We start from the raw sequence: 26,563 nt of genomic DNA, 5'->3' as shown, positions 1-26,563 counted from the left end.
TTTGGGATGGATCATGAAAGAAATTTTGAACTTTATTAATGGGCAATATGTCGCCACAAACAAGACGTTTGAAAAACGCTCGCCGCTGAATAATCAGGTCATCGCACAGGTACACGAAGCGGGCAAAGCCGAAGTCGACGCAGCAGTCGCGGCGGCGAAAGCGGCGCTGGACGGCGAGTGGGGACGCTTGACCGTCGCCGAACGCACCGAGCGCCTGATGAAACTGGCCGATGGCATCAACCGCCGCTTTGACGAATTTCTCGCGGCCGAGTGCGCCGACACCGGCAAGCCGATGAGCTTGGCCAGCCACATTGATATTCCGCGTGGCGCGGCGAACTTTAAAGTATTTGCCGATGTGGTGAAAAACGTCGCCACCGAGTTTTTTGAAACCCCGACACCGGACGGCAAAACCGCGATTAACTACGGCTACCGCAGTCCGGTTGGCGTGGTCGGCGTGATTTGCCCGTGGAATTTACCATTGCTGTTGATGACGTGGAAAGTCGCGCCTGCATTGGCCTGCGGCAACACCGTGGTGGTCAAGCCGTCCGAAGAAACCCCGCAAACCGCGGCGTTGCTCGGCGAAGTGATGAACGAAGCGGGCATTCCGGCGGGCGTGTACAACGTGGTGCATGGCTTTGGCCCGAATTCTGCGGGTGAGTTTGTCACCACCCATCCCGATGTGGACGCGATTACGTTTACCGGCGAAACCCGCACCGGCGAGGTCATCATGAAGGCAGCGGCCAAAGGCGCGCGTCCGGTGAGCTTGGAAATGGGCGGTAAAAACGCCGCGATCGTGTTCGCCGATTGTGATTTTGATGCGGCGATCGAAGGCACGATGCGCTCGGCTTTTGCCAACTGTGGTCAGGTGTGTTTGGGTACCGAGCGCGTGTACGTCGAGCGTCCGTTGTTTGACAAGTTTGTGGCGGCGATGAAAAAAGGTGCGGAGAATTTGGTTCTGAGCGTGCCGGATGATCCGAGCACCAATATGGGGCCGCTGATCAGCAAAGAGCATCAACGCAAAGTGCTGTCCTACTATGAGTTGGCTCAAGCTGAGGGCGCGACCCTCGTCACTGGTGGCGGTGTGCCAGAGATGAAAGGCGATTTGAACGACGGTTGCTGGGTGCAGCCAACGATTTGGACTGGCTTGCCGGAAACCGCGCGTGTGATTAAGGAAGAGGTGTTCGGTCCATGCTGCCACATCGCGCCGTTTGACACCGAGGAAGAGGTTTTGCAAAAGGCCAATGACAACGAATACGGTCTGGCCACTGCCGTGTGGACCAGCGACATCAGCCGTGGTCACCGCGTGGCGCAGCGCATGAAAGTGGGTCTGGCGTGGGTCAACAGCTGGTTCCTGCGCGATTTGCGCACGCCGTTTGGCGGCGCGAAACACTCGGGCATTGGGCGTGAAGGTGGCGTGCATTCGCTGGAGTTTTACACCGAATTAAAGAACGTTTGCGTCAAACTGTAAGCGCATAAGGATAGAAACCATCATGGATAAAAAAACCATCAACCAATTGGGCAAGGCACTGGATCAGGCGCTGACCACGGTTAAACCGATCGCGCCGTTGAGCGAAAAATACCCCGATATGACCATCGAGGACGCGTATCAGGTGCAGGTCGCGATGCTGTCGCACCGCCTGTCTCGCGGCGCGCGCGTGATCGGTAAAAAAATCGGCGTGACCAGCCAAGCGGTGATGAGTATGCTCAACGTCTACCAGCCGGATTTTGGCTATCTGCTGGATGATATGGTGTTCGCCGAAGGTGCGGCGATTCCAACCGGAAAAATGATTGCGCCGCGCGCCGAAGGCGAAATTGCCTTTGTCTTAAAAAAAGATTTGATCGGTCCGGGCGTGACCAACGCCGATGTGCTGGCCGCGACCGAAGGCGTGATGGCGTGTTTTGAGATTGTCGATTCGCGCATCAAGGATTGGAAAATCAAAATTCAAGACACCGTGTCGGACAACGCCTCCTGCGGCGCGTTTGTACTCGGTAACGAATTGGTCAAACCATCGGAAGTGGATTTGATCAACTGCGGCATGGTGCTGGAGAAAAACGGCGAGATCGTCGCCACCGGAGCGGGCGCAGCGGCGCTCGGCTCTCCGGTGAATGCAGTGGCGTGGCTGGCAAATACGCTCGGTCGCCTCGGCATCCCGCTCAAAGCAGGCGAAGTGATTTTATCCGGCAGTTTGGCGCCGTTGATTCCGGTGGTTGCGGGCGATTATCTGCGCATGAGCATCAATGGGATCGGTACTTGCGCCGTTCGCTTCGGATAAAAGCGATGTCAAAAGGGCTCATACTTTGTTGCATTGCTTTGTCGTACTTTACGTGTACTGTCTGCAGCAATGCGCCTCGTCTGCGTCCCTTTGATCATCGCTTTTAAAGTTAGAGCTAAAGGAAAAAACATGAGCAAAATCAAATGCGCCCTGATCGGGCCGGGCAATATCGGCACGGATTTGCTGGCGAAACTCAAACGCAGCGAGGTGCTGGAGCCGGTGTGGATGGTTGGCATTGACCCTGAGTCGGACGGTCTGAAACGTGCCAAGGAAATGGGTTTGAACACCACCGCCGAAGGCGTAGACGGCCTGCTGCCGTATGTGGCGCGCGATGGGGTACAAATTGCGTTTGATGCGACCTCCGCCTATGTGCACGCGGAAAACTCGCGCAAACTGAATGAATTGGGCGTGGTCATGATTGACCTCACGCCTGCGGCGATCGGGCCGTATTGCGTGCCGCCGGTGAATCTGTCCGAGCACATCGGTAAAAAAGAAATGAATGTGAATATGGTTACCTGCGGCGGTCAGGCGACGATTCCGATGGTTGCAGCGGTCTCGCGCGTGCAGCCGGTGAGCTACGGTGAAATCGTCGCGACGGTTTCCTCGCGCAGCGTTGGCCCGGGCACACGCAAAAACATTGACGAATTCACCCGAACCACGGCAGGCGCGGTTGAAAAAATCGGCGGTGCGAAAAAGGGCAAAGCCATCATCGTCATCAATCCGGCAGAGCCGCCGCTGATTATGCGCGACACCGTGCATTGTTTGGTCGAGGGTGAGCCGAAAGAGGCAGAAATCACCGCGTCGGTACACGCCATGATTGCTGAAGTACAGAAATATGTACCGGGCTATCGCTTGGTCAATGGTCCGGTGTTTGACGGCCAGCGCGTGTCGGTGTTCCTTGAGGTTGAAGGTCTCGGCGACTATTTGCCGAAATACGCGGGCAATCTGGACATCATGACCGCTGCCGCGGCACAGACCGCCGAGGAAATCGCGCGCGAAATTTTGACCGGTCAATTCGTACCCGTACCCACTGCTGCCCAAGCGTAATCGCGCGTGAACTGAAGGAGAATACTATGGATTTAAAAGGTAAAAAAGTCACCGTTCACGACATGACATTGCGCGATGGCATGCATCCGAAACGACATCAAATGACGTTGGAACAAATGCGCAATGTCGCGGTCGGTTTGGATGAATCCGGTGTGCCGTTGATTGAAGTCACGCACGGCGACGGTCTGGGCGGCAGCTCGGTCAACTACGGCTTTCCGGCGCACAGCGACGAAGAATATTTGTCCACCGTGATTCCGCTGATGAAAAACGCGAAAGTGTCCGCGCTGCTTTTGCCGGGCATAGGCACGGTCGATCATCTGCGTATGGCCAAGGATTTGGGCGTGCACACCATCCGCGTGGCGACACACTGCACCGAAGCGGACGTGTCCGAGCAGCACATCAGCATGGCGCGTCAATGGGGCATGGACACGGTGGGCTTTCTGATGATGGCGCATATGAACACGCCGGAAGGTTTGGTCACGCAGGCGAAATTGATGGAGAGCTACGGTGCGAACTGTATTTACGTCACCGACTCGGCGGGCTATATGCTGCCGGACGATGTGAAAGTGCGTTTGGAGGCTGTGCGTGCTGCGCTCAAGCCTGAGACTGAGCTGGGCTTTCACGGCCATCACAATCTGGCGATGGGTATTGCCAACTCACTGGCCGCCGTGGAAGCGGGCGCGAATCGCATTGATGCGGCTGCCGCAGGTCTGGGCGCGGGTGCGGGCAATACGCCGATGGAAGTGTTCATTGCCGTGTGTGATCGCATGGGCATTGAAACCGGCGTGGACGTATTCAAAATTCAAGATGTGGCCGAAGACATCGTGGTGCCGATGATGGATCACATCATCCGCGTGGATCGTGACTCGTTGACACTCGGTTATGCGGGCGTGTACTCATCGTTCCTGCTGTTTGCCAAACGCGCGGAGAAAAAATACGGCATTCCGGCGCGTGAATTGTTGGTTGAATTGGGTCGTCGCGGTATGGTCGGCGGTCAAGAGGACATGATCGAAGATACCGCCATCACCATGGCGAAGCAACGCCAGCAGGCAAATGCGTGAGCGAAAGGAAACAATTAAAATGAATAAAAAAGACATTAAAAAATTAGCCGAACATCTGGAAAACTGTCAGCTGAATGCACAAGATACATTGAAAATCACCGACGAGTTTCCCGACATGACTTGGGACGATGCGTATGCGATTCAGGATACGATCAAAGCGCGTAAACTCAAGCGCGGCGCAAAAATCGTTGGCTACAAAGCGGGTCTGACCTCGCACGCGAAAATGAAACAAATGGGCGTGGAAAATCCGGTATTCGGTTTTTTGGTGGATGAATTTGTGGTGGCGGATGGGGGCGACGTGTTGTTTGACGAGCTGATTCATCCGAAAGTCGAGCCGGAAATATGCTTTGTCACCAAAGCCGAGCTCAAAGGCCCGGGCTGTCATGTGGGTGATGTGTTGGCGGCAACCGAGCTCATCATGGCGGGGATTGAGGTGATTGACTCGCGCTACCGTGATTTCAAATTCGATCTGAAAAGCGTGATCGCGGACAACTGCTCATCGTCGCGTTTCATCGTCGGCAGCGTGGTCAAACCGCCGCAAGGATTGGATTTACAGACGATGGGCGTGGTCATGCGCATCAATAATCAAGTGGTCGGTCTGGGCGCAGGCGCGGCCGTGGTGAATCATCCGGCGAATGCGGTGGCGATGCTGGTCAATCACTTGGCGGCGCGCGGCGAAAGCCTGCCGGCCGGTAGTCTGGTATTATCCGGCGGTGTTACCGAAGCGGTATCGGTGAAAAAAGGCGATGCGGTCAGTTTGGATATCCAACATTTAGGCACGGTGCGTTGTCAATTTAAATAAATGATTCGAGGAGAAAATCATGCCATTTGCACAAATTTATATGATTGAGGGTCGTACCGAAGAACAAAAACGTGCGGTGATCAAGGAAGTCACCGAGGCGCTGGAGCGCGCGGTGGGTGCGCCGAAGCAAAACATCCGCGTATGGATTCACGACGTGCCGAAGGAGAACTGGGGCATTGCGGGCGAGAGTGCTTTGGATTTGGGGCGGTAATCGATTTAAGAGGCGCTGTTTGTGCGGTCTGGGGCATATTGGATGCCCCGATTGCAATGGCGCGCCGTGTACGATCTCGTCATTCAATTGAAAAAATCCGATGCTTTGTGGCATCGGATTTTTAGGCGGATTGTATCTGGCAAACTTATCCGTTGATTTCCTCAATCCGGTGACAAGCGACCTGTTGCCCCGCGAATGAGCGCAACGCCGGTTCTTCGCGCGCGCAGCGTTCAACTGCATGCGGGCAACGTTGATGCAGTGCGCAGCCGGAAGGTGGATTGAGCGGGCTGGGCAGCTCGCCGGAGAGTTTGATCTGTTCCTTTTTCGCTTTGAGCGTCGGTGCAGCCGAGAGTAAAGCCTTGGTGTACGGATGCAAAGGACGCTCGAAGATATCTTCTTTTTTACCGTGTTCAACCACTTTGCCCAAATACATCACGATCACGTCGTGCGCGACGTGCTGCACCACCGAGAGATTGTGTGAGATGAACACATAGGCGGTGTGAAATTGCGCCTGCAAATCCATGAATAGGTTCAACACCTGCGCCTGAATCGATACGTCCAACGCGGACGTCGGCTCATCGGCGATGACGATTTTCGGATTGAGCATCATGGCGCGTGCGAGCGCGATGCGTTGGCGTTGCCCGCCGGAGAACATATGCGGATAGCGCGAGGCATGCTCGGGACGCAGGCCGACCTGCTTCATCATGGCGACCACGCGTTCGTGTTTTTCGGCTTTGGACAGCGAGGTGTGGATGGTCAGCGGCTCGGTGAGTTGGTAGGCGATGGATTGACGCGGATTGAGCGAGGCGTAGGGGTTTTGGAACACCATTTGAATCTCGGTGCGCAACGCTTTTAGTTGTGCACCGGAGAGTTGGGTCACGCCTTGACCGTTAATCAGCAGTTCGCCCGAGGTTGGGTGTTCGATCAATGTCAGTTGACGCGCCAAGGTGGATTTACCACAGCCGGACTCGCCGACCACTGCCAGTGTTTTGCCCGCTTCGAGCGTGAAGGACACGCCATTGAGGGCTTTGACGTATTTTTTGCCCTGTCCGAACCCTTGCGAGACCGGATAGTAGCGCGCTAAATTTTTGGCTTCCAGTACTATGGCGCTCATGCGCTTACTCCTTCGTCGCCTGATTGCGTACGGTATGTGTGTAGTTGTTCCAATGAGTTGCTGACGCAACGCACTTGCCCAAACGCTGTGTTTTGCATGGGTGGCGGCGTGTGGCAGGCTTGGTGTACGTAGGGGCAACGCGGCGAGAGCAGGCAGCCTGCCGGACGGTCGTATTGGCTCGGAACCACGCCGGAGAGGCTTTGTAAACGCTCTGCGCCATTGGAAAAATCAGGAATCGCTGCGAGCAATGCTTCGGTATATGGATGAGCGGGCGATTCGAAAATATGCGGCACGGTGCTGGTTTCCACCACTTGGCCGGCATACATGACGGCGACGTTGTGCGCATTTTGTGCGACCAATCCGAGGTCATGTGTAATCAAAATCATCGCCATATTGCGCTCGGCTTGCAGGCGCTGTAACAAATCCATAATTTGCGCCTGAACGGTCACGTCCAGCGCGGTGGTTGGTTCATCGGCGATCAGTAGCTTTGGTTCGCAGGCAATCGCCATGGCAATCATGACGCGTTGACACATGCCGCCGGAGAGCTGATGCGGGTAGACGTTCAGACGGTTTTTCGCGTCGGAAATCTCCACTTGATCGAGCAGCTCCAAAATGCGCGTGCGTACCGCATCACCGCGCAAACCCAAATGCGCGTGCAGCACTTCGCCGATTTGCATTTCCACCGTGAAGCTCGGATTCAGGCTGGTCATGGCGTCTTGGAAAATCATCGAAATGTCTTTGCCGATGATCGCGCGCCGTGCTGCCGGGCTGATGGTTTGCAGATTGGTGTTGTTGAACAATAACTGATTCGCCGTGATGGTCGCGCTGTCGGGCAGCAAGCCCATTACGGCCATCATTGACACCGATTTGCCGGAGCCGGATTCGCCGACGATGGCGAGGATTTCGCCCTCGTTGACCGACAGCGACACCTGATCGACGGCGCGAAAGGCGCGCTCGGCCTTACCAAAGGTGACGCACAGATTATCGATTTGTAATAATGGATTATTCGCCGTCATCATGACACCTGTTTCAGCTTCGGATCCAGCGCGTCGCGCAAACCGTCGCCCATCAAATTAATCGCTAAGGCGGAGATAAACACCGCCAAGCCGGGGAAAATCGCCATCCAGATATTGCTCTGAATGTATTGGCGCGCCGTACCGAGCATTGCGCCCCACTCAGGCAGCGGTGGTTGTACGCCAAAGCCGAGAAAGCCGATTGCGCCTGCTTCCAAAATAGCGGAGGAGAAAATCATGGTTGCCTGCACGATCAGCGGCGCAAGGCAGTTTGGCAATATCGTAACGAACAGCAAACGCAGCGTGCCCGCGCCCATCACGCGCGAGGCGGTGACATAGTCGCGTTGCAACTCCACCATCGCGGTTGCGCGAGTCAAACGGATGAACGGCGGCAAACACACCAGCGCAATCGTGATGATCGTATTGGTCATCGATGGCCCTAAAATCGCAGCGATAACGATCGCCAGCAGCAGGCTCGGATACGACATCAAAATATCGTTGAACAGCATGACCACGCGCCCCAGACGCTTTGGCCAAAACGCAGCGGCCAAACCAAGGCAAACGCCGACGATCGCCGACAACAGCGTCGCGGCCAAACCAATGAATAGCGAGTAACGCGTCCCGTGCATCACACGCGAGAGCGTGTCGCGCCCCGCATCATCGGTACCGAGGAAAAAGCGCGCGTCACCACCCTCTAACCATGCGGGCGGTAATTGCTCCTTACCGGTGTACAGTTCCAACGGATTGTGCGGCGCCAAGACATTGGCAAAAATCGCGACAAAGACCAAAATCAGCAGAGCGAACAAGCCCAAAACCGCGCCGCGATTGGCTACGAACGAGCGGTAAAACAACTCCCACTGCGACGGCATCGTTGGCGAGCCGCTGCGTGAAGGGTTGAGCGCGCTTGGAGTGATGGTGTTACCAGACATAAACTATCCTTCAAAAATCACGAACCATCGGAGTATTTATTGAGGGTCTTAGGAAGCAGAATGCTACAAAGGTTGATCACGAAGTAACTTAAGAATGACTTTATATAAATCAGTCTTACGGTGATTAAACCTAAATTCAGTTTCCTTCAAGTGTAGTAAAAAAGTGTTTTTCGGAACGCCGTTAAACTGCATCAAACGACGTTTGGCATAACTCCAGAATGATTCTATCCCATTTACATGATTAGAACCATTCACAAACTCATCTGCACCGTGATTGACCCGAAAGTGTTTATCAAAGCCGATGTCCACCAAGCCATCATAACCACGCCAGCCATCGGTGTGAATGATACTATTAATATCTGCTTTTCCGCGGATAATGGCTTGCAGACTGGCTTTTGAAGCATTCGGCACAATCTCAGTGTAGATGTTTCCATCGCGTTTGAGTAAGCCAAACACGATGGTTTTACCTGAAGCTCCTCGTCCGCGTTTACCACGTACTCGATGCGGACCAAAGTAAGATTCGTCGGCTTCTAATTCGCCTTTAAGCGGTGAGGCTTGCTGGCAAACAATCGCCAAGCGACGACGAATCTTGAGGTATATGCTGTTGATTGAACGGACGGATATACCGCTTAATGCGGCACATTCGGTTGCTGTTAAATCTAGAGCAAAATACCTTAAAATCTGACGAAACTTTGCTTCGCTAATTTTTGAATGGTTGAAGTACTTGTTTTTCATTTGGTCTCAAGAGCTTAGCGCTTATTTTAATGCGTTTGCTTCCTAAGACCCTACCTTAAAATCTGACGAAACTTTGCTTCGCTAATTTTTGAATGGTTGAAGTACTTGTTTTTCATTTGGTCTCAAGAGCTTAGCGCTTATTTTAATGCGTTTGCTTCCTAAGACCCTTATTGATTATTCGCGGTGCGAATGCGTGGGTTGATCAAACCGTACAAAACATCGACCAACAAACTCACGATCATCAGCGCACACGCCACCAGCAAAATACCGTTTTGCACAATCGGATAATCGCGATGGTGGAAACCATCCAACAACCAGTTACCGACCCCCGGCCAACTGAAAATCGTCTCGGTCAAAATCGCACCGGCGAGCAGCGTACCCATTTGCAAACCGATCACCGTCACCACGGTAATCAAAGCATTGCGCAGCACATGCACCAAAATAATGCGGCGCGGCGACAGCCCCTTCGCCTTCGCCGTACGCACATAATCCTCGCCCAGAACCTCCAAAATTGCCGAGCGCGTCATCCGCGCAATCGTCGCCAGAGGAATGGTTGCTAGTGCAATAGACGGCAAGACAAAATGGGACAAGACGTCCCTAAAGGCGCCCGGCTGATCGGAAAACAGTGCACCGAGCAGCCACGAACCATACCACGGCTCCACATCCAAAAACTTTGTCACGCTGATGACGCCCGACACCGGCAGCCAACCCAAAGCATGCGCGAAAATACCGGTCAAAATCGGCCCGAGCAGGTAAATCGGCATGGAGTAGCCCGCCAGAGCGCCGGTCATCAGCGTATAGTCGAGCCAACTGCCTCGCCGCAGTGCAGCGATGATGCCGAGCGTGACGCCAATAATCGAAGCGATCAGCATGGCCGAGAATGCCAATTCCAAAGTCGGAATAAAGTGGGCAAAAAAATCATTCAGCACCGGCATTTGGTCGCGGAACGATTTACCAAAATCGCCATGCAACAGACGCATCAGATAGTCCCAATACTGCACCAAGAGCGGCTTATCCAGCCCCAAACGCTTCATCGCGGCGGCGTGCAACTCCGGATTGACCGCGCGTTCACCCATCATGACCTCAACCACGTCACCCGGAACCAAACGAATCAGGGTAAATGTCGAGAGCGTCAGGCCGATGAACACCGGAATCAGCAACAGTAGACGACGAATAATAAAAGACAGCATGTCAAAACCTTTTGCTGCGTTTTGAACGGGAGCCGAAGCACGCTGCTTTTAGCTCAAGTCCTACACAGCGATCGTCATGATTAACAATATGGAAAAAGCCACTGCACCGAATCATTGAGTTTTGGCTCAATCATTCGGAAGTGGCTTTTTATTTTGGGCAAACAGCGAAACATTCAGTAGTATCATCCGTTTGCCCGAGGCATTATTTCACGTCAACACCTTGGAAATTCATTGCGCCAAACGGGCTGATTTTGAAGTCAGATACGTTGGGGGTGGTGAATACGGTCACGACGGAGTGCGCCATGGTGGTCCAAGGCAAATCGTGTTTGAAGATTTCCTGCGCCTTCATGTACATGTCGGTACGCTTGGCCTTGTCGGTGATGCGCACGGCATCCGTCACCAATTTGTCGAAATCTTTGTTACACCAGCGCGAGTAATTGTTGCCGTTAATCGCTTTACAGCTGAGCAACACGCCGAGCCAGTTGTCCGGATCGCCATTGTCACCCGTCCAGCCAACGATGATCGCGTCGTGTTCGCCGGTTTTCGCACGCTTGAGGTATTCACCCCATTCGTAGCTCACGATTTTCGCTTTCACGCCGACTTTTGCCCAGTCCGCTTGCACCATTTCGGCCATCAGTTTGGCGTTCGGGTTGTACGGACGTTGTACCGGCATCGCCCACAGGTTGATCTCGTAGTTTTCCGGTACGCCGGCTTTTTTCAATAATTCTTTGGCTTTTTCAACGTCATACGGCGCGTCTTTGAGCTTGTCGTTGTATGACCATTGGGTTGGCGGCATCGGATTGGTCGCTTTCACGCCCGCGCCTTGGTATACCGCTTGCAAAATTGCGTCTTTGTTGATCGCCATGTCGAGTGCTTGGCGCACTTCGAGTTTCGCCAATGGGCCTTTTTCTACGTTGTAGCCGAGGTAGCCAACGTTAAAGCCCGGTTGATCCAGTACGGTGACTTTGCCGGATTTTTTCGCTGCGTCGATTTCAGCGGTTTTCGGATAGGCGGAGACGTTACATTCGCCTGCTTGGACTTTTTGTGCGCGCACAGAGGAGTCTTTGGTGATGGCAAACACCAAGTTGTCGACTTTCACGTCGTCCTTGTTCCAGTAGTCTGGGTTTTTCACGAAGCGAATTTGTGTGTCTTTTTGGTAGTTTTTGAAGGTGAACGGCCCTGTGCCGACAGGGAATACGTTCAGATCGCTGGCTTTGCCCGCTTTTTCGAGTTGCGCGGCGTATTCCGCCGAGTGCATCACGGCGAAAGGCATGGCGATGTTTTGAATGAAGGCTGCGTCTACGTCTTTCAACACCACTTTAACGGTGTTGTCGTCCACTTTGGTGATGGAGGTAACATTATCAGGCAATGCCATGTCTGAAGCATATGGGAACTCGGCTGGATAAGCTTTGTTGAATGCGAAATCCTTGTTGACCATACGGCTCAATGAGAACACCACGTCGTCCGCATTGAAATCACGCGCCGGTTTGAAATAGTCGGTGGTGCCGAATTTCACGCCCTTGCGCAGGTGGAAGGTGTAGGTTTTACCATCGGGCGATACATCCCAGCTCTCCGCCAAACCTGGCTCAACTGAGGTTTCGCCGCGTTTGAATTGCGCCAAGGTGTTGTACACCGTGTAGGTGGTGGCGTCAAACGTGGTGCCAGAGGTGTATTGCGCCGGATCAAAACCCTCAGGGCTGCCTTCGGAACAGTACACCAAGGTTTTCTTACCGTCTGCGCTTGCGCCGCCTGCTGCTGATTTTTCAGCAGAACCTGATTTGCCACTGTTGCCACCGCAAGCCGCCAAACCGACGATGCACGCCATGATGGCGGTGTATTTCAAAGTTTGTTTCAACATGCCAACCTCCAGAAAGAGAAAAATAAAAAGAACGCATTTTCATAAACGATACCGATAAATACGCGCTGATGGATGCAATATACCCCGTCAGGGACTTATGTTCAAGCTAATTTGGAACTCACGTATTGATGATTGTGTCATTAAATCGTGCATTTATTGCCCAAACATCGGTAAAATGTGTCGATATTGTGAAGTGGTGTCCAGTAAATGGATGCCAAAACAATAGCGAAGTGGTGTTATTTTCATTTTTGTAATAGAGGACGAAATGGCGACGCAAAATGGTTCTATCGCAGGCAGTGGTTACGGTAATGTTTATTTGGACTCACTGATTTGGGGGTGCGGCTGGTCATATGCGACCAGTCCTACCGCTATTACTTATTCATTTGGCACTGGTCTTTTGTTTTCATCAGAAAGTTCTATCGGTGCTTTTATTGGTGGTATATGGACTGACGCCGAAAAGAATGCTTTCCGAATGGCGTTGGCGAATTACTCCAGCGTATGCAATTTACAATTTGCCGAATCTACAGCAGAGACAACAGATCTAAAATGGTGGAAGGCGCCTTCAAGTGCGATGGGTGAGAATTCTTTAGGGCTACATGAAATACCGGAGAATATTTATCCCAGTACTTATGGGTATTTTAATCAAGATAGTGCAAGCTGGGGCTATTTGGATAAAGGAGCCTACGGCTATGTCACCATTATCCATGAATTGGGTCACGCAATGGGGTTGGCGCATCCTCATGATGGAGGTGGTGATGCCGATGCAACCAAGTTTCCTGGCGTTACGTCCGATAACCCATTGGGGACCCATGAGATGAATCAAGGGATTTGGACCACCATGAGCTATAACGATGGTTGGAAAGGTCACTACTCCGAATATTACGACTACGGTTGGCAAGGTACGCTCATGGCGCTGGATATAGCTGCTTTGCAAAAATTGTACGGGGTGAATACAAGCACCGCAACGGGAAATGATGTGTATCGATTGCCAAAAGTCAACGATGTCGGAAGCTATTGGTCGTGCATTTGGGATGCAGGTGGAACGGATACGATTAGCAATGAAGGATCTAATGTTGCCTGCACAATTGATCTGCGCGCCGCACCCCTGATCGGTGCGAATGCGGGGGGCTATGTATCCTATGGCACAGGAATTATTGGTGGATATACCATTGCCAATGGGGTGATTATAGAGGCCGCAATTGGCGGGAGTAGTGCAGATAAGCTGTATGGTAATAGTTCAGGTAATACCTTGTCGGGCGGTTTGGGTAATGACTTGATTTATGTTGGCACGGGTACAGCCAGTGATCGAGTGGACGGTGGCTCAGGAGTGGATGGAGTTTCCTACGCCTATGCAGGATCAAGGGTGAATGTGAATCTGAATTTGACGACAGCACAAGCGACTGGTGGCTCAGGTACAGATACCATACTCAATATTGAAAACCTGTATGGTTCAGCCTATGGCGACACCCTAAGTGGTAATGCGAGTGGTAATCAGCTGTACGGCGCGGCTGGAAATGATATCTTGAATGGTATGGGTGGGAATGACACACTGAACGGAGGTGCCGGATTAGATACCTTTGTGTTTAATACCGCACTCAGTGCCATGGGTAACAAAGACACTATTACTGACTTTAATGTGACTGATGACACCATTCAGTTAGAAAATGCCATCTTTACCAAACTGACAACGTTGGGTGCCTTAGCTACAGCCAATTTCTGCGCCAATGCAACGGGTATTGCTACGGACAGTAATGATTTTATTTGCTACAACACCACTACGGGTGCGTTGAGCTATGATGCGGATGGTAGTGGAGCCGGCGCTTCGGTAGCGTTTGCTGTGTTAGGAACGACTGTTCACCCCATGCTTACTGCGGCAGATTTTGTGATAGTGTGATTAATAAAAACGATAAAAAGCCCAGCCATTTTGCTGGGCTTTTTCGTGTTTGACTTATTGCGCAATTGAATACAATTTAACAAAGGTTGACCACAGAGTCAGGCATCTATTTCGAGTTTGTTTCTTGCAGAATCGAAAATGAGTGCTTGGCTGGGTTTCGCGCTTTGTCCAATAATACGCTAAAGCAACTTGACAGCATTATGAAAGATTGATGCGCTAAACTATCTCTTAAAAATGAACGATATAGATTTAGGGGGATTTCAATACATGGTTAAAGTCAAAAGCGGTATCGTGAGTAACGATGCGCGGCACGCCATATCAGACATGAATAGACTTCGTATCGGAGCAAGGGCGGCCCAAAATTGAATTTATCAACAGACATCATCCAAATATTCATTTTTGCTATTGCCTCCTTGTTGCACGGAATTAGTGGAATGGCTTATCCAATGATAGGAACCACTTCTCTATCACTGGCATTTACATTGCCCCAGGCCATTGCAATGATGGCTTTTCCGAGTTTAATAGTGAACCTTATTGTTTTGTCCTCAAATAATAAACAAAGATTTGTACAGGAAGCGCTGTTTTATTTCAAAAAATATCGGCTATTAATACTATCAAGCATTATCGGAGGTGTTGTTGGCATTCAATTACTCATCATTGTGTCGGCCGGTATCATGTATATCGCCATGTCCGCGGTGACGTTTTTATATGTTGCAAGTGAATATCTGAGTCATAAAGGCTTCATTAAGAAGTTTAAAATCAATACGGGTATTGGCAACACTCTGGCTTTTGGATTTTTAGCAGGTGTTGTGGGAGGGGCGACAAATGCCATGTCGCCGATCTTGATGATGTATTTATTTTCAAAAACCGATGACAAACATGAGATTGTGAAGTCGAGTAATCTCTGCTATTTATTTGGCAAAATTATTCAGATTCTGTTTTTGGGTCAAAATATCATTGGCTTTAATTATCAAGAAGTTGTTTTCATATGGCTTGGTTACATTTACCTCGATATTGTTTCTTTTTTTGGGGATCAGGCTCAGAAATAGCGTTAGTAACAGCTTCTTCAAAAATACCATTTACATTATTTTGCTCGCCCTGTCGATTAAAGTTGGTATCAGCGGAGTTGGCCAATTGTCTTCAACTAAGTTACTCTAGAGAAGTGTGTTTTGGTTGTGTCCGTTAAAATCTTAAGAGCAAACTGAGGCTCAGTATCTCAGGAAATGCGCTCTATGCGGCGGATTTGCTCTTTGCAGCTTTTTGTGTTTGGCGGATATGTCTTATGAAACCTGCTTTTGCAGTGCTTTATGATCTTTGAGCTTGTAATTGAGCCGCAGCGGTAATTGGTATGAAGTTGTATTAATCAGCATAAAAAAGCCCAGTTTTTAACTGGGCTTTTTTGTATTTGGTGCCGGTTGCAGGACTTGAACCCACCACCCCCTGATTACAAGTCAGGTGCTCTACCAGATGAGCTAAACCGGCGAAGGTTCGCATTATACACAGAAACATTGAGTTGGTGCAAGTGCGTTTCGGTGTTTTTGCGGTTTTTGTCGGGACTGTTTATGAAATCCGCATTCCGGGTTCTGCACCTGCGATGGGTTCGAGGATGTAGATGCCTTTGTTGTCCGAGCCGTCTTTGGCAGAGGCGGCGAGTACCATGCCTTCGGAGATGCCGAATTTCATTTTGCGCGGCGCGAGGTTGGCGACCAGTACGGTGAGTTTGCCAACGAGGTCTTCGGGTTGGTACATGCTGGCGATGCCGGAAAACACATTGCGCGTTTTGCCTTCGCCTGCGTCCAAGGTCAATTGCAGCAGTTTGGTCGAGCCTTCTACGGCTTTGCATTCGAGGATTTTGGCGATGCGCAGATCGACTTTAACGAAATCGTCAATGGTGATGGTGTCGGCGATTGGCTCGATCTCGGCGGCAACCACGGCGCTGTCGGTGGCTTGCAAGGATTGTTTGTTGGCTTCGAGCAGTTTGTCAACGTGGGTCGGCTCAACGCGCGTGAGCATGTGTTTGTAGGCGTTGATGGCATTGACGCTGCTCAATGGTGTAGCCACGTCTGTCCACATTTGTGACGCGATGTTGAGGAAGGCGTAGGCTTTTTCCGCCACAGTGGGCAATACGGGCGAAAGGTAAACGGTCAAAATACGGAATGCTTCGAGGCAGATGCTGCATACGCGGTGCAGTTCGGTGTCTTGTCCTTCGACGCGCGCCAGTTCCCACGGCTTGTTGGTGTCGATGAATACGTTCACCGCGTCGGTCAGCTCCATGATGGCGCGCATGGCTTTGCCGTATTCACGCGCTTCGTACAGCTCGGCGATGGTCGCGCTGGCGGCGCGTAGTTGCAGCAGCAGTTCGTCGTTCATGGCGGCATCGTCAATTTTGCCGCCGAAGCGTTTGAGCAAAAAGCCGGATGCGCGGCTGGCGATATTGACGTATTTGCCGACCAAATCGGAGTTGACGCGTGCGATGAAATCATCGAGGTTCAAGTCCAAATCTTCCATGCTGGCGTTGAGTTTGGCCGCGAAGTAGTAGCGCAGCCATTCAGGATTCATGCCGGTCTGGATGTAGGAGTCGGCGGTGATGAACGTGCCGCGCGATTTACTCATTTTCGCGCCGTCCACGGTCAAAAAGCCGTGGGCGAATACGTTAGTTGGCGTGCGGTGACCCGAGAATTTCAGGGTTGCCGGCCAGAACAGCGTGTGAAAATACAGAATGTCTTTGCCGATGAAGTGGTACTGCTCGGTGGTCGAATCGGCTTTTGTCCACTCGTCGAAATTCAAGCCTTTTTTCGCACACAGGTTTTTGAAGCTGGCGTAGTAGCCGACGGGTGCGTCCAGCCAGACATAGAAATATTTGCCCGGCGCGTTCGGAATTTCAAAGCCGAAATACGGCGCATCGCGCGAGATGTCCCAGTCCGAGAGCTTGTGTTCGTCGCCTTCGCCGAGCCATTCACGCATTTTATTGGTCGCTTCCGGCTGTGCCAAACCCTGTACCCAGCCACGCAGGAATTGCTCGCAACGCGGGTCGGAGAGTTTGAAAAAGTAGTGCGTTGAGGTGCGGCGCTCAGGCGTTGCACCCGATACGGCGGAGTACGGATTGAGCAAATCGGTTGGCGAGTAGGTCGTGCCGCAGACTTCGCAGGAGTCGCCGTACTGGTCTTTGGCGTGGCATTTCGGGCATTCGCCTTTGATGAAGCGATCCGGCAGGAACATATTTTTGATCGGATCGTAGTACTGCTCGATGTCGCGCGCTTCGATCAGCCCTTGTTCTTGCAGACGCAGGTACATCGTCCGACAGAGGTATTCATTTTCCTCGGAATCGGTTGAATAATAGTTATCGAATGAAATGCCAAACGCATCGAAGTCACGTTTATGCTCGATCCAAACGCGGTCGATCAACTGTTTCGGCGTCAGTCCCTCTTTCTCCGCGCGCAACATCACTGGCGTGCCGTGCGTGTCGTCCGCGCCGACGTAGTAGACTTCGTGGCCTTGCAGGCGCATGAAGCGCACCCAGATGTCGGTTTGGATGTACTCAACGAGGTGGCCGATGTGGATTTGACCATTGGCATAGGGCAGGGCGGAGGTGACTAAAATTTGGCGTGATGCGGTCATAGGTATGTATTCTGTTTGAATGATGGTAGTACGCATGGGTGACGCTCAACTTTCGCGCACGACACACATGCGCAATACCGAGTACAATTTCACCCATTTGAGAAAAAAGAAAAAGTGCACAATTTTACCATAGGGGCAGATATGAGCCACGACGATTTATTGAACCGATTGAACGAAGTGCCTGCATTGGCGGGCAATGAGCAACAAAACGCCACCACTTTAGGCGAACTGCGCGCGATTAAAAAACTCGAAGTCGATCGCAATTTAACCAAACTGCATCTGGTTTTGCCATTCGCTTGCGCGAGTCAGCACGCCGATTTGCGCGAGCGGCTGCAAAAAGCCGCCGGCATTCCGCTGAGTATCCAATTGGATACGAAAATTGACGCGCATCTGGCGCAAGCGGGCACGAATGTCTCACCGAATGTGAAAAACGTGATTGCGGTTGCGTCGGGTAAAGGTGGCGTGGGCAAAAGCACCACCGCTGTGAACATCGCGCTCGCGCTCGCTGCTGAAGGCGCGCGCGTCGGCCTACTGGACGCAGACATTTACGGTCCGTCCGTGCCGACGCTGCTGGGCGTGGATGGCAAGCCCGAGCTGAATGAGCAGGAACTGATGATTCCGCACGAGCGCTACGGCATTCAGGCCAACTCCATCGGCTTTTTGATTGACAACGACGCACCGATGGCGTGGCGCGGGCCGATGGTGTCGCAGGCGCTGCAACAACTGTTCAGCCAAACCGCGTGGAACGATTTGGACTACCTCATCGTCGATATGCCGCCGGGCACGGGCGATATTCAGCTCACCATGTCGCAGAAAATTCCGGTCAGCGGTGCGGTCATCGTCACCACGCCGCAGGATTTGGCGCTGATGGATGCGCGCAAAGGCTTGGTCATGTTTGAGAAAACCAATATTCCGGTGCTCGGCATCGTTGAGAATATGGCGCTGCACGTCTGCTCGAACTGCGGTCACGAAGAAGCGATTTTCGGCGCAGGTGGTGCGCAAGCGATGAGCAAAGACTACCATGTGCCGCTGCTTGGTCAACTGCCGCTGGCGATGGCGATTCGCGAAAATGCGGATGCGGGCAAGCCGAGCGTCGCGGCTGATCCGAGCGGCGTTCATGCGCAACACTATGCCGCCATCGCGCGACAAGTCGGTCTGGCGCTGGCGCGTCGTCCGAAAGATTTGACGCATAAAATCCGTGTGTCTTCAGCCGTACAATGACGCGCTGATGGGTGTATTCGCACAGCGCATGAGCGAGGCGAATGATTGGGTGCATGATCGGTTGGGGATTGGGCTGTTTGGCTTGGGTGTTGAGGTCAATGGTGATAGAATAGAACACGATTGATCCACAGTTCATTCGACTTTTATTCATCATCATGCACATTCGCCAACGCACCCGTCAACGCATCGCCACAGGACTGATGATCCTGTTTTTGGCGTTGGCATTGGTGCCGATTTACCAAATTTTGGCCAAAATGTCGCCGGGTGGTCGCTTTGTGCAACTGTGTTCGGCCATGGGCATTCAGACCGTTTGGGTGGCCGATGAGGCGGATGGTGGCTTGCCATTGCTAAAAGCCAACGCCAAGGTTAATTCAATCATTGGCGCTGAGTCAATCGGCGCATCCGGTAGCGCAAGCGCTGCGGCAAAAAACGCCCCGAATCTTACCAGTCCATTCGGTAGTTGCGAATTCTGTTGGACCAGTGTTTTAGCCACGGTGCTGCCGTTGGCGCTGGTGCTTGTCTTTGGTCTGCCGACGACGCAACTCATCGCGCCGGTACCGCAGACGCAGGCATTTCAATCCTTCTTACGGCAGTGGCACGCGCGGCCACGAGCGCCGCCTCTCGCTTTTTAATCTAATCCGTTGACGAAACGTCGGTGCGCATGATGACTCATGCGCCGCGATTGCATTTCGCTGTCTATACGCATTGATTAAGGAGTTCGCATGAAATTAACTATCCGAGGGCGTTACGCCGTGATGGCGCTGCTGGAGTTGGCCGAATACGACGGCGCGACGCCGATTAGCCTGTCATTGATTGCCGAGCGGCAAAAATTATCCCTGTCTTATTTAGAGCTGCTGTTTGGCAAACTGCGTCGGCGCGGCTTGGTCAAAAGTGTGCGTGGGCCGGGTGGCGGCTATGTGCTGGCAAAGCCCGCAGACGATATCTCTATCGCGCACATTATCACGGTGGTTGATCCGGCATCGGGTGAGTCGCTGGATAAATCGTCGGCTGAACAGGCGGATGATTTGGGGTTCAATGGTTTTTTGGATCGCTATTTGTGGAATCATCTGAACCAGAAAATCCTGGAGTATTTGCAAGGCGTGTCTTTGGCCGATTTGCTTGATCAACACACCAGCATGGTACGCACGCAGCATTTGCATTCACAGAATACCACTCGTAATGCCACACCTTTATTGAGCGTGATGAGATTTGCGTCATAAAACCAACTGTTTTGATCGGATATTGTGTTGTCGGCAGGGGCTTTTCATGCCCCTGCTTTTTTGGTGTTGCTTTTATGCATTTCTAATATTTCAGTTTTTTTTAAAAACAAATAAACGAAGTGGGTTTTTAATAACTTATTGTTTTTTAAATAGAAAATATATTCGTGTAACAAAAATTTATAATAAAAATAAATTATATTGATATATCAAGTGCAAATATAAAAGAAAATTCGGAGAAAATGCGTGCTACTATTTATTCAGTATTTCAACTGAATTTCATCCGAAAACCGAGGTCGAGGCGTGTATGCGTACATCCTCTTGGGCGCGTCGGGGGAGGTGTCTATGAAGCATTTTTTGCATGTGCGAAAACTGAATTTGGGCTGGCATTTGCTGGCGATAGTATTGCTGAAAATAGCGGTTTTATACGCGCTATGGCTGGCGTTCATCCAGCCGTATAAAGTTAAAGTCAACCAAGACAATTTGGATTGTCTCTACAGCAGTTCATCCCACTGCGCTCACCCGATTTCGAATCAACCTGTTCAAAATAGTAAGGAGAAACAACCATGATTGATGCCGGTGCGGTGGATGCCGCGCGGTTACAGTTCGCTGTGACGGCGCTGTATCACTTTATTTTTGTACCCTTGACCTTGGGGTTGTCATTCATTTTGGTCGCGATGGAGTTGACCTATGTACTGTCGGGTAAGCAGATTTACAAGGACATGACGAAGTTTTGGGGAAAGTTGTTCGGGATTAACTTTGCGCTCGGTGTGACCACTGGGATTACGATGGAGTTTCAGTTCGGTACCAACTGGGCGTATTACTCGCATTATGTCGGCGATATTTTTGGTGCGCCGCTGGCGATCGAAGGGTTGATGGCGTTTTTCCTTGAGTCAACCATGATCGGGTTATTTTTCTTTGGTTGGGATCGTTTGTCCAAGGGGCAGCATTTATTGGTAACTGCTTTATTAGCTGTGGCGAGTAATTTGTCTGCGGTGTTGATTTTGATCGCCAACGGCTGGATGCAAAATCCGGTCGGCTCTGAGTTTAATCCGATCACCACGCGCATGGAGTTGACCAGTTTTTCAGAGATTTTGTTCAATCCTGTGGCGCAGAGTAAATTCGTGCATACCGTATCGGCAGGCTATGTGACCGGCTCGGTGTTTGTGTTGGCGATTTCGGCTTGGTATTTGCTCAAAGGCAAGTATGTCGAATTTGCCAAACGGTCAATTCGCATTGCTTCTGCTTTTGGCTTGGCTTCGGCCTTGAGTGTGGTAGTGTTGGGTGACGAGTCTGGCTATGCGGTGGGCGAGTTTCAACAAGCTAAATTGGCGGCGATGGAAGGAATGTGGGAAACTGAGCCAGCGCCAGCGAGCTTTAATTTAATCGCTTGGCCGAATGAAGCGGAGCAAAAAAATGATTGGGCGATTCACATTCCGTATGCGATGGGTTTGATTGCGACGCGCTCCACCGATGAGGTTTTGCCGGGGATCAAGGAGATTCGTGAGCGCAATGTCACGCGTGTTGAGTCCGGCGTGAAAGGCGTATTGGCATTGGAGGCGTACAAAAAAGATCAAAGCAATGCTGAGGCGAAAAGCATCATGCTGCAACACCAGGATGATTTGGGTTACGGTTTGTTGGTGAAAAAATACGCCAGTGATTTGAATCAAGCCACGCCGGAGATGATCCGCCAAGCGGCGCATGACACCGTGCCAAAGGTTGCGCCACTGTTCTATGGTTTCCGTATCATGGTTGGATTGGGCTTTACCTTTATCGCGATGTTTATTTATGCGTTTTGGGCGTCGGCGAACAATGTGATTCACGAGAAAAAGGGGTTTTTACGCTTTGCTGTGTGGATGCTGCCGGCACCATGGATAGCGACAAGCTTGGGCTGGATTGTGGCTGAATATGGTCGTCAGCCGTGGACGGTGAATGGTATTTTGCCGACGCATTTGTCTGCTTCCAGTGTTTCTGCCGGTGAGGTATGGGCATCGTTGGCAGGTTTTGTGCTGTTTTATACCGGCCTAATGATTGTGGAAATGTATTTGATGATCAAATACGCACGCTTGGGTCCGACTGTTTTGACCGAACAAGTGAAATAAGGAGCCGATGATGTTGGATTACATGACGTTAAAATTAATCTGGTGGCTGTTGATCGGCGTGTTGCTCATCGGTTTTGCCATCATGGATGGACATGATATGGGCGTGGGCACGTTGCTGCCGTTTGTTGGTAAAAACGATTTGGAGCGCCGCGCGGTCATCAATACCATTGCGCCGCATTGGGACGGCAATCAGGTGTGGTTCATCACCGCGGGCGGCGCGATTTTTGCGGCGTGGCCGTTTGTGTATGCGATTGCCTTCTCGGGTTTGTACTGGGCGATGTTGTTGCTGTTGGCGGCCTTGTTCTTCCGTCCAGTAGGGTTTGAATACCGTTCAAAAATCGCCAGTGATCGCTGGCGCAACAACTGGGACTGGGCGATTTTCATAGGTAGTGCGGTTCCTTCCTTGTTGTTCGGTGTGGCCTTCGGTAATTTGTTTTTAGGCGTGCCGTTCAAAATTGATGACACCATGCGCGCGTTTTTCAGCGGTAATTTCTTTCAGTTGCTTCATCCGTTTGCCTTGTTGGTGGGTGTGGTCAGTTTGACCTTGCTGATGCTTCAAGGCGGTTCCTATCTGGCGCACCGCACCGAAGGCGTAATTCAGGCTCGGGTTAAGAAGATCAACTTGTATGCGGGTGTCGTGAATTTGCTGGCGTTTACGCTGGCCGGTGTGTGGGTGTCGCAAATGGAAGGGATGCGCATTGTGACTATGAGCGATCCGAATCTGGCGATGAACCCGCTGATGAAGCAGGTGGCGATGGTTCCGGGTGGCTGGTTGACCAATTATGCATCGATGCCTGCTTTATGGATATTCCCGGCGCTGGTATATCTGTGTGTTTTGGCTACCTTGGCGTTGCAAAGTAAACACCGCACCTTACTCGGTTTTGTCACCATGTCGTTGGCGGTTGTGGGGACGATTCTGACGGCGGGTGTGGCATTGTTCCCATTCGTAATGCCATCGTCGGACAATCCGACCATGAGCTTGACATTGTGGGATGCCGCATCCAGTAAATACACGCTTAATGTCATGCTGTGGGTCGCGATTATTTTCGTGCCGATTATCTTGACCTACACTTCGTGGGCGTATCGAGTGATGCGCGGCAAAGTGACTGTGGAGTACGTCAAGGCCAATGACAAGGCGTTGTACTAAATCGATTCGATGATTGAAAAGAGGTGACTATGTGGTACTTTACTTGGATTCTCGGTGTGGCTTTGGCGGTGGTTTTTGCTGCCATGAGCGCGTTGTGGTTTGAAAATCAAGCCGATAATCAGCATAATGACAGGCACTAAGAGTCGATTGCCGCACATCATGGCGTGCGGCGTTTGCTGAAGATAACCGAATGAGGCGGACATTTTGTGTCCGCCCTATGTTGTATATAAGATTGGTACGGAGACATTTTGAAACACATTACCATTGTCGGTGCGGGCTTTGCGGCTTTGAAAGCGGTCAAACAATTGCGCCAATTGAGTCAAGAGGTGGAAATCACCTTGATTGCGCCGCGTGCGGAGCTGCATTATTTACCGGGCATTATTTGGATTCCGAATGGTTTGCGCACGCGCGAGGATTTGATCGTGCCGTTGCAGTCGTTTTTTGCGCGGCATCGCGTGCGTTTTCATCAGGCGAACGTGACCGGTGTGAGCGCGGATGGTCGCGTGGTGCATACGGATCAGGGCGATGTGGTGAACGACGGGCTGCTGATTGCTACGGGTGGGCGTTTTATTAAAAAGCTGCCGGGTATTGAGCACGCGATCACGCCGTGCGAGGGGATTGATGCGGCGGAAAAAATTCGCGATCGGATTCAGTCGATGGATTCCGGCACGATTGCCGTCGGCTTTGCGGGTAATCCCAATGAGCCGAGTGCGATGCGCGGCGGGCCGATGTTTGAATTTTTGTTTGGCATTGATACCCTGCTGCGTCAACAAGGGCGACGTGAGCGCTTTCATCTGCTGTTTTTCAGTCCGGCGGCCCAGCCGGGCAACCGCTTGGGGCCGAAAGCGATGTCGGGCTTGTTGGCGGAAATGGGCAAGCGCGGCATTGAGACGCATTTGGGGCATAAGATGGTCGCCTTTGAGGCGGACAAAGTGTGCACCGAGGGCGGCGAATTTAAGGCCGATTTGATACTGTTTATGCCCGGCATGACGGGCAATGCGTGGTTTGATAACACGACTTTGCCGCGCTCGGCCGGTGGTTTGCTGCAGGCGGATGCGCATTGCAAGGTCGAGGGCATGAGTTGCGTTTACGTCGCTGGTGATTCGGGTAGTTTCCCCGGGCCGGATTGGATGCCCAAGCAAGCGCATATCGCTGATTTGCAAGCAGTCGCCGCTGCGAAAAATCTGTGGGCGGAGTTAAACGGGCAGCCTGCCGATACGCGCTTTAAGGTTGAGTTGATGTGCATCATTGACTCGGTGAATAAAGGCGCGCTGGTGTTGCGCAGTGAGCGCCGCGCGATTGCTTTGCCGCCGATGCGGCTGTTCCATTGGCTCAAGCGTGCGTTTGAATGGTGGTATTTGCGCCAATACCGCTGATCATCCCGCTTTGCCGAGGGAAGTCCGCTGCCAAAACCGCCACGAGTGAGGTCAATCTCACGTAAAATGGCGGTTTTTTGCTACTTGCGCGTTCGCGCTTTTATTATGTCTGTTGATCTGAACCAAATTCGTCACGAAGTCGAGCATCGCCGCACCTTCGCCATCATTTCCCACCCCGACGCGGGGAAAACCACGCTCACGGAAAAACTCCTGCTGTTCTCCGGCGCGATTTTGGAGGCGGGTACGGTCAAAGGCAAAAAGGGCGGTAAATTCGCCACCTCCGACTGGATGGAGATTGAGAAGCAGCGCGGCATTTCGGTCGCGTCCTCGGTCATGCAGTTCGAGTACAAAGACCATTTTGTCAACCTGCTCGATACGCCCGGTCACCAAGACTTTTCCGAGGATACGTATCGCGTGCTGACCGCCGTGGATTCGGGGTTGATGGTGATTGACGCGGCCAAAGGTGTGGAGACGCAGACCATCAAATTGCTCGATGTGTGTCGCTTGCGGCATACGCCGATTGTCACGTTTATGAATAAATGTGACCGCGAAGTGCGCGATCCCTTGGATTTGCTTGACGAGGTTGAAAGCATTTTGAAAATCAACTGTGCGCCGGTGACGTGGCCGATTGGCAAGGGTAAAAACTTCAAGGGGGTTTACCATTTATTGCGCGATGAGGTGCTGCTGTTCGAGGCGGGGACGGAAAAAATCGTACTCGATTTGGAGGTCATCAAGGGCATCGACAATCCGCGTTTGGACGAGCTGTTTGCCGATGAAGCGGCGCAGTTGCGCATGGACATCGAGTTGGTACAGGGCGCGTCGCATTCATTTGACTTGGACGAATTTTTGGCCGGTCGCCTGACGCCGGTGTTTTTCGGCTCGGCGATCAATAATTTTGGTGTGCGCGAGATTCTCGATGCGTTGCTGGAGTGGGCGCCTGCACCTGCGGGGCGCGATGCGACCGCGCGCGAAGTCATGCCGACGGAAGGCAAATTTTCCGGTTTCGTATTCAAAATTCAGGCGAATATGGATCCGAAGCACCGTGACCGCATTGCGTTTTTGCGCGTGTGTTCGGGTAAATTCGAGCGCGGCATGAAAATGAAACATTTGCGCTTGAACCGCGATGTGGCGGCGAACTCGGTCGTAACTTTCATGTCGCACGCACGCGAAATCGTCGAGGAGGCATTCGCGGGCGACATCATCGGCATTCCGAATCATGGCAATATTCAGATTGGCGATAGCTTTTCTGAAGGTGAAATGTTGGCGTTCACCGGCATTCCATTTTTCGCGCCGGAATTATTCCGCATTGCGCGCATCAAAAATCCACTGAAAATCAAACAGTTGCAAAAAGGTTTGCAGCAACTCGGCGAAGAGGGCGCGGTGCAGGTGTTCAAACCAATGAACGGTTCGGACATCGTGCTTGGCGCGGTCGGCGTGCTTCAGTTTGACGTGGTGGCGCACCGCTTGCAAGCCGAATACGGTGTGGAAGTCATGTTTGAAACGCCGTCCACCCACATCGCGCGCTGGGTGTCGTCGGAGAATAAAACCCAATTGGCTGAGTTTGAAAAAGCGCAGATGAATAATTTATCCGAAGATGCGGCGGGCAATTTGACCTATCTGGCCAATCACCGTGTGAATTTGGACATGATGAAGGAGCGCTACCCCGACTTGGTGTTCCACGAAACGCGCGAACATGCGGTGAATCTGAGCGGGGCGTGAGGCGCTCATCCATCAAAAAGCCGTTGCGAGTTGCAA

24 protein-coding genes and 1 tRNA gene are annotated in these 26,563 nt (G+C 51.9%); 17 read left to right on the top strand and 8 right to left on the bottom strand.

Annotated features, from left to right (window positions below; all coding sequences use genetic code 11):
• Window positions 1–13 precede the first annotated feature (13 nt).
• The 6 genes from ACZ41M_RS08470 (at window position 14) to ACZ41M_RS08445 (ending at window position 5,394) form a co-directional block, all read left to right on the top strand.
• Window positions 14–1,468 (top strand): 2-hydroxymuconic semialdehyde dehydrogenase, encoded by a 1,455-nt coding sequence (locus tag ACZ41M_RS08470; protein WP_464731586.1) that lies wholly within the window; start codon window positions 14–16, stop codon window positions 1,466–1,468.
• A 22-nt stretch (window positions 1,469–1,490) separates the two neighbouring features.
• Entirely contained in the window at window positions 1,491–2,273 is a 783-nt protein-coding gene (dmpE, locus tag ACZ41M_RS08465) for a 2-oxopent-4-enoate hydratase (protein ID WP_464731587.1), read from the top strand.
• A 129-nt stretch (window positions 2,274–2,402) separates the two neighbouring features.
• Entirely contained in the window at window positions 2,403–3,320 is a 918-nt protein-coding gene (locus ACZ41M_RS08460) for an acetaldehyde dehydrogenase (acetylating) (RefSeq protein WP_464731588.1), read from the top strand.
• Between the two features lie 26 nt (window positions 3,321–3,346).
• Window positions 3,347–4,381, top strand: a complete 1,035-nt coding sequence (dmpG, locus tag ACZ41M_RS08455; protein ID WP_464731589.1) for a 4-hydroxy-2-oxovalerate aldolase — start codon at window positions 3,347–3,349, stop codon at window positions 4,379–4,381.
• 13 nt (window positions 4,382–4,394) lie between these two features.
• Window positions 4,395–5,183, top strand: a complete 789-nt coding sequence (gene dmpH, locus ACZ41M_RS08450) for a 2-oxo-3-hexenedioate decarboxylase (protein ID WP_464732167.1) — start codon at window positions 4,395–4,397, stop codon at window positions 5,181–5,183.
• Window positions 5,184–5,202: 19 nt separating this feature from the next.
• Window positions 5,203–5,394: a 2-hydroxymuconate tautomerase gene (locus ACZ41M_RS08445; protein ID WP_464731590.1), complete on the top strand. Its 192-nt coding sequence runs from the start codon at window positions 5,203–5,205 to the stop codon at window positions 5,392–5,394.
• Between the two features lie 145 nt (window positions 5,395–5,539).
• Here ACZ41M_RS08445 and ACZ41M_RS08440 read toward each other — a convergent pair whose 3' ends face one another.
• From ACZ41M_RS08440 to ACZ41M_RS08415, 6 genes are all read right to left on the bottom strand, one after another.
• Window positions 5,540–6,508 carry a peptide ABC transporter ATP-binding protein gene (locus tag ACZ41M_RS08440; protein WP_464731591.1) on the bottom strand — a complete coding sequence of 323 codons (969 nt, stop codon included), beginning with the start codon at window positions 6,506–6,508 and terminating at the stop codon, window positions 5,540–5,542.
• On the bottom strand, window positions 6,505–7,524 hold the full coding sequence (locus ACZ41M_RS08435; protein WP_464732168.1) for an ABC transporter ATP-binding protein: 1,020 nt from the start codon (window positions 7,522–7,524) through the stop codon (window positions 6,505–6,507). The genes ACZ41M_RS08440 and ACZ41M_RS08435 overlap by 4 nt, the downstream gene beginning before the upstream one ends.
• The gene (locus tag ACZ41M_RS08430) at window positions 7,524–8,450 is read right to left on the bottom strand and encodes an ABC transporter permease subunit (RefSeq protein WP_464731592.1); all 927 of its coding nucleotides are present in this window, start codon (window positions 8,448–8,450) and stop codon (window positions 7,524–7,526) included. The genes ACZ41M_RS08435 and ACZ41M_RS08430 overlap by 1 nt, the downstream gene beginning before the upstream one ends.
• A 63-nt stretch (window positions 8,451–8,513) precedes the next feature.
• Complete coding sequence (locus ACZ41M_RS08425; protein WP_464729991.1) at window positions 8,514–9,185, bottom strand: IS1595 family transposase; 672 nt, start codon at window positions 9,183–9,185, stop codon at window positions 8,514–8,516.
• A gap of 167 nt (window positions 9,186–9,352) precedes the next feature.
• Window positions 9,353–10,375, bottom strand: coding sequence for an ABC transporter permease (locus ACZ41M_RS08420; RefSeq protein WP_464731593.1), 1,023 nt, complete (start codon window positions 10,373–10,375; stop codon window positions 9,353–9,355).
• A 202-nt stretch (window positions 10,376–10,577) separates the two neighbouring features.
• Complete coding sequence (locus tag ACZ41M_RS08415) at window positions 10,578–12,245, bottom strand: ABC transporter substrate-binding protein (RefSeq protein WP_464732169.1); 1,668 nt, start codon at window positions 12,243–12,245, stop codon at window positions 10,578–10,580.
• 253 nt (window positions 12,246–12,498) lie between these two features.
• Between ACZ41M_RS08415 and ACZ41M_RS08410 the strand changes: the two genes are divergently transcribed.
• The gene (locus tag ACZ41M_RS08410; protein WP_464731594.1) at window positions 12,499–14,127 is read left to right on the top strand and encodes a M10 family metallopeptidase; all 1,629 of its coding nucleotides are present in this window, start codon (window positions 12,499–12,501) and stop codon (window positions 14,125–14,127) included.
• A 362-nt stretch (window positions 14,128–14,489) separates the two neighbouring features.
• The gene (locus ACZ41M_RS08405; RefSeq protein ID WP_464731595.1) at window positions 14,490–15,176 is read left to right on the top strand and encodes a sulfite exporter TauE/SafE family protein; all 687 of its coding nucleotides are present in this window, start codon (window positions 14,490–14,492) and stop codon (window positions 15,174–15,176) included.
• 357 nt (window positions 15,177–15,533) lie between these two features.
• Here the strand turns inward: ACZ41M_RS08405 and ACZ41M_RS08400 are convergent.
• Window positions 15,534–15,609, bottom strand: a tRNA-Thr gene (locus ACZ41M_RS08400).
• Window positions 15,610–15,687: 78 nt separating this feature from the next.
• Window positions 15,688–17,745: a methionine--tRNA ligase gene (gene metG, locus ACZ41M_RS08395; RefSeq protein WP_464731596.1), complete on the bottom strand. Its 2,058-nt coding sequence runs from the start codon at window positions 17,743–17,745 to the stop codon at window positions 15,688–15,690.
• 141 nt (window positions 17,746–17,886) lie between these two features.
• Here metG and apbC point away from each other — a divergent pair, with 141 nt between their 5' ends.
• The 9 genes from apbC to ACZ41M_RS08350 all read left to right on the top strand — a co-directional run bounded on the left by apbC (window position 17,887) and on the right by ACZ41M_RS08350 (window position 26,527).
• On the top strand, window positions 17,887–18,966 hold the full coding sequence (gene apbC / locus ACZ41M_RS08390; RefSeq protein WP_464731597.1) for an iron-sulfur cluster carrier protein ApbC: 1,080 nt from the start codon (window positions 17,887–17,889) through the stop codon (window positions 18,964–18,966).
• A gap of 155 nt (window positions 18,967–19,121) precedes the next feature.
• Window positions 19,122–19,598 carry a hypothetical protein gene (locus tag ACZ41M_RS08385; protein WP_464731598.1) on the top strand — a complete coding sequence of 159 codons (477 nt, stop codon included), beginning with the start codon at window positions 19,122–19,124 and terminating at the stop codon, window positions 19,596–19,598.
• A 90-nt stretch (window positions 19,599–19,688) separates the two neighbouring features.
• Entirely contained in the window at window positions 19,689–20,186 is a 498-nt protein-coding gene (locus tag ACZ41M_RS08380) for an Rrf2 family transcriptional regulator (RefSeq protein ID WP_464731599.1), read from the top strand.
• Between the two features lie 342 nt (window positions 20,187–20,528).
• Window positions 20,529–20,753, top strand: a complete 225-nt coding sequence (gene cydP, locus ACZ41M_RS08375) for a cytochrome oxidase putative small subunit CydP (RefSeq protein ID WP_464731600.1) — start codon at window positions 20,529–20,531, stop codon at window positions 20,751–20,753.
• Window positions 20,750–22,285 (top strand): cytochrome ubiquinol oxidase subunit I, encoded by a 1,536-nt coding sequence (locus ACZ41M_RS08370; protein WP_464731601.1) that lies wholly within the window; start codon window positions 20,750–20,752, stop codon window positions 22,283–22,285. Before cydP ends, ACZ41M_RS08370 begins: the two co-directional genes overlap by 4 nt.
• A 10-nt stretch (window positions 22,286–22,295) precedes the next feature.
• Window positions 22,296–23,432, top strand: a complete 1,137-nt coding sequence (gene cydB / locus ACZ41M_RS08365; protein WP_464732170.1) for a cytochrome d ubiquinol oxidase subunit II — start codon at window positions 22,296–22,298, stop codon at window positions 23,430–23,432.
• 29 nt (window positions 23,433–23,461) lie between these two features.
• Complete coding sequence (gene cydX / locus ACZ41M_RS08360; RefSeq protein ID WP_464731602.1) at window positions 23,462–23,572, top strand: cytochrome bd-I oxidase subunit CydX; 111 nt, start codon at window positions 23,462–23,464, stop codon at window positions 23,570–23,572.
• Between the two features lie 108 nt (window positions 23,573–23,680).
• On the top strand, window positions 23,681–24,808 hold the full coding sequence (locus tag ACZ41M_RS08355; RefSeq protein WP_464731603.1) for an NAD(P)/FAD-dependent oxidoreductase: 1,128 nt from the start codon (window positions 23,681–23,683) through the stop codon (window positions 24,806–24,808).
• A 105-nt stretch (window positions 24,809–24,913) separates the two neighbouring features.
• Complete coding sequence (locus tag ACZ41M_RS08350) at window positions 24,914–26,527, top strand: peptide chain release factor 3 (RefSeq protein ID WP_464731604.1); 1,614 nt, start codon at window positions 24,914–24,916, stop codon at window positions 26,525–26,527.
• Window positions 26,528–26,563 lie beyond the last annotated feature (36 nt).

The sequence above is a fragment of the Puribacter membranae genome (assembly GCF_055380425.1).
The sequence above is the reverse complement of the archived record's forward strand: the minus strand, read 5'-3'. Positions and strand labels throughout refer to the sequence as shown.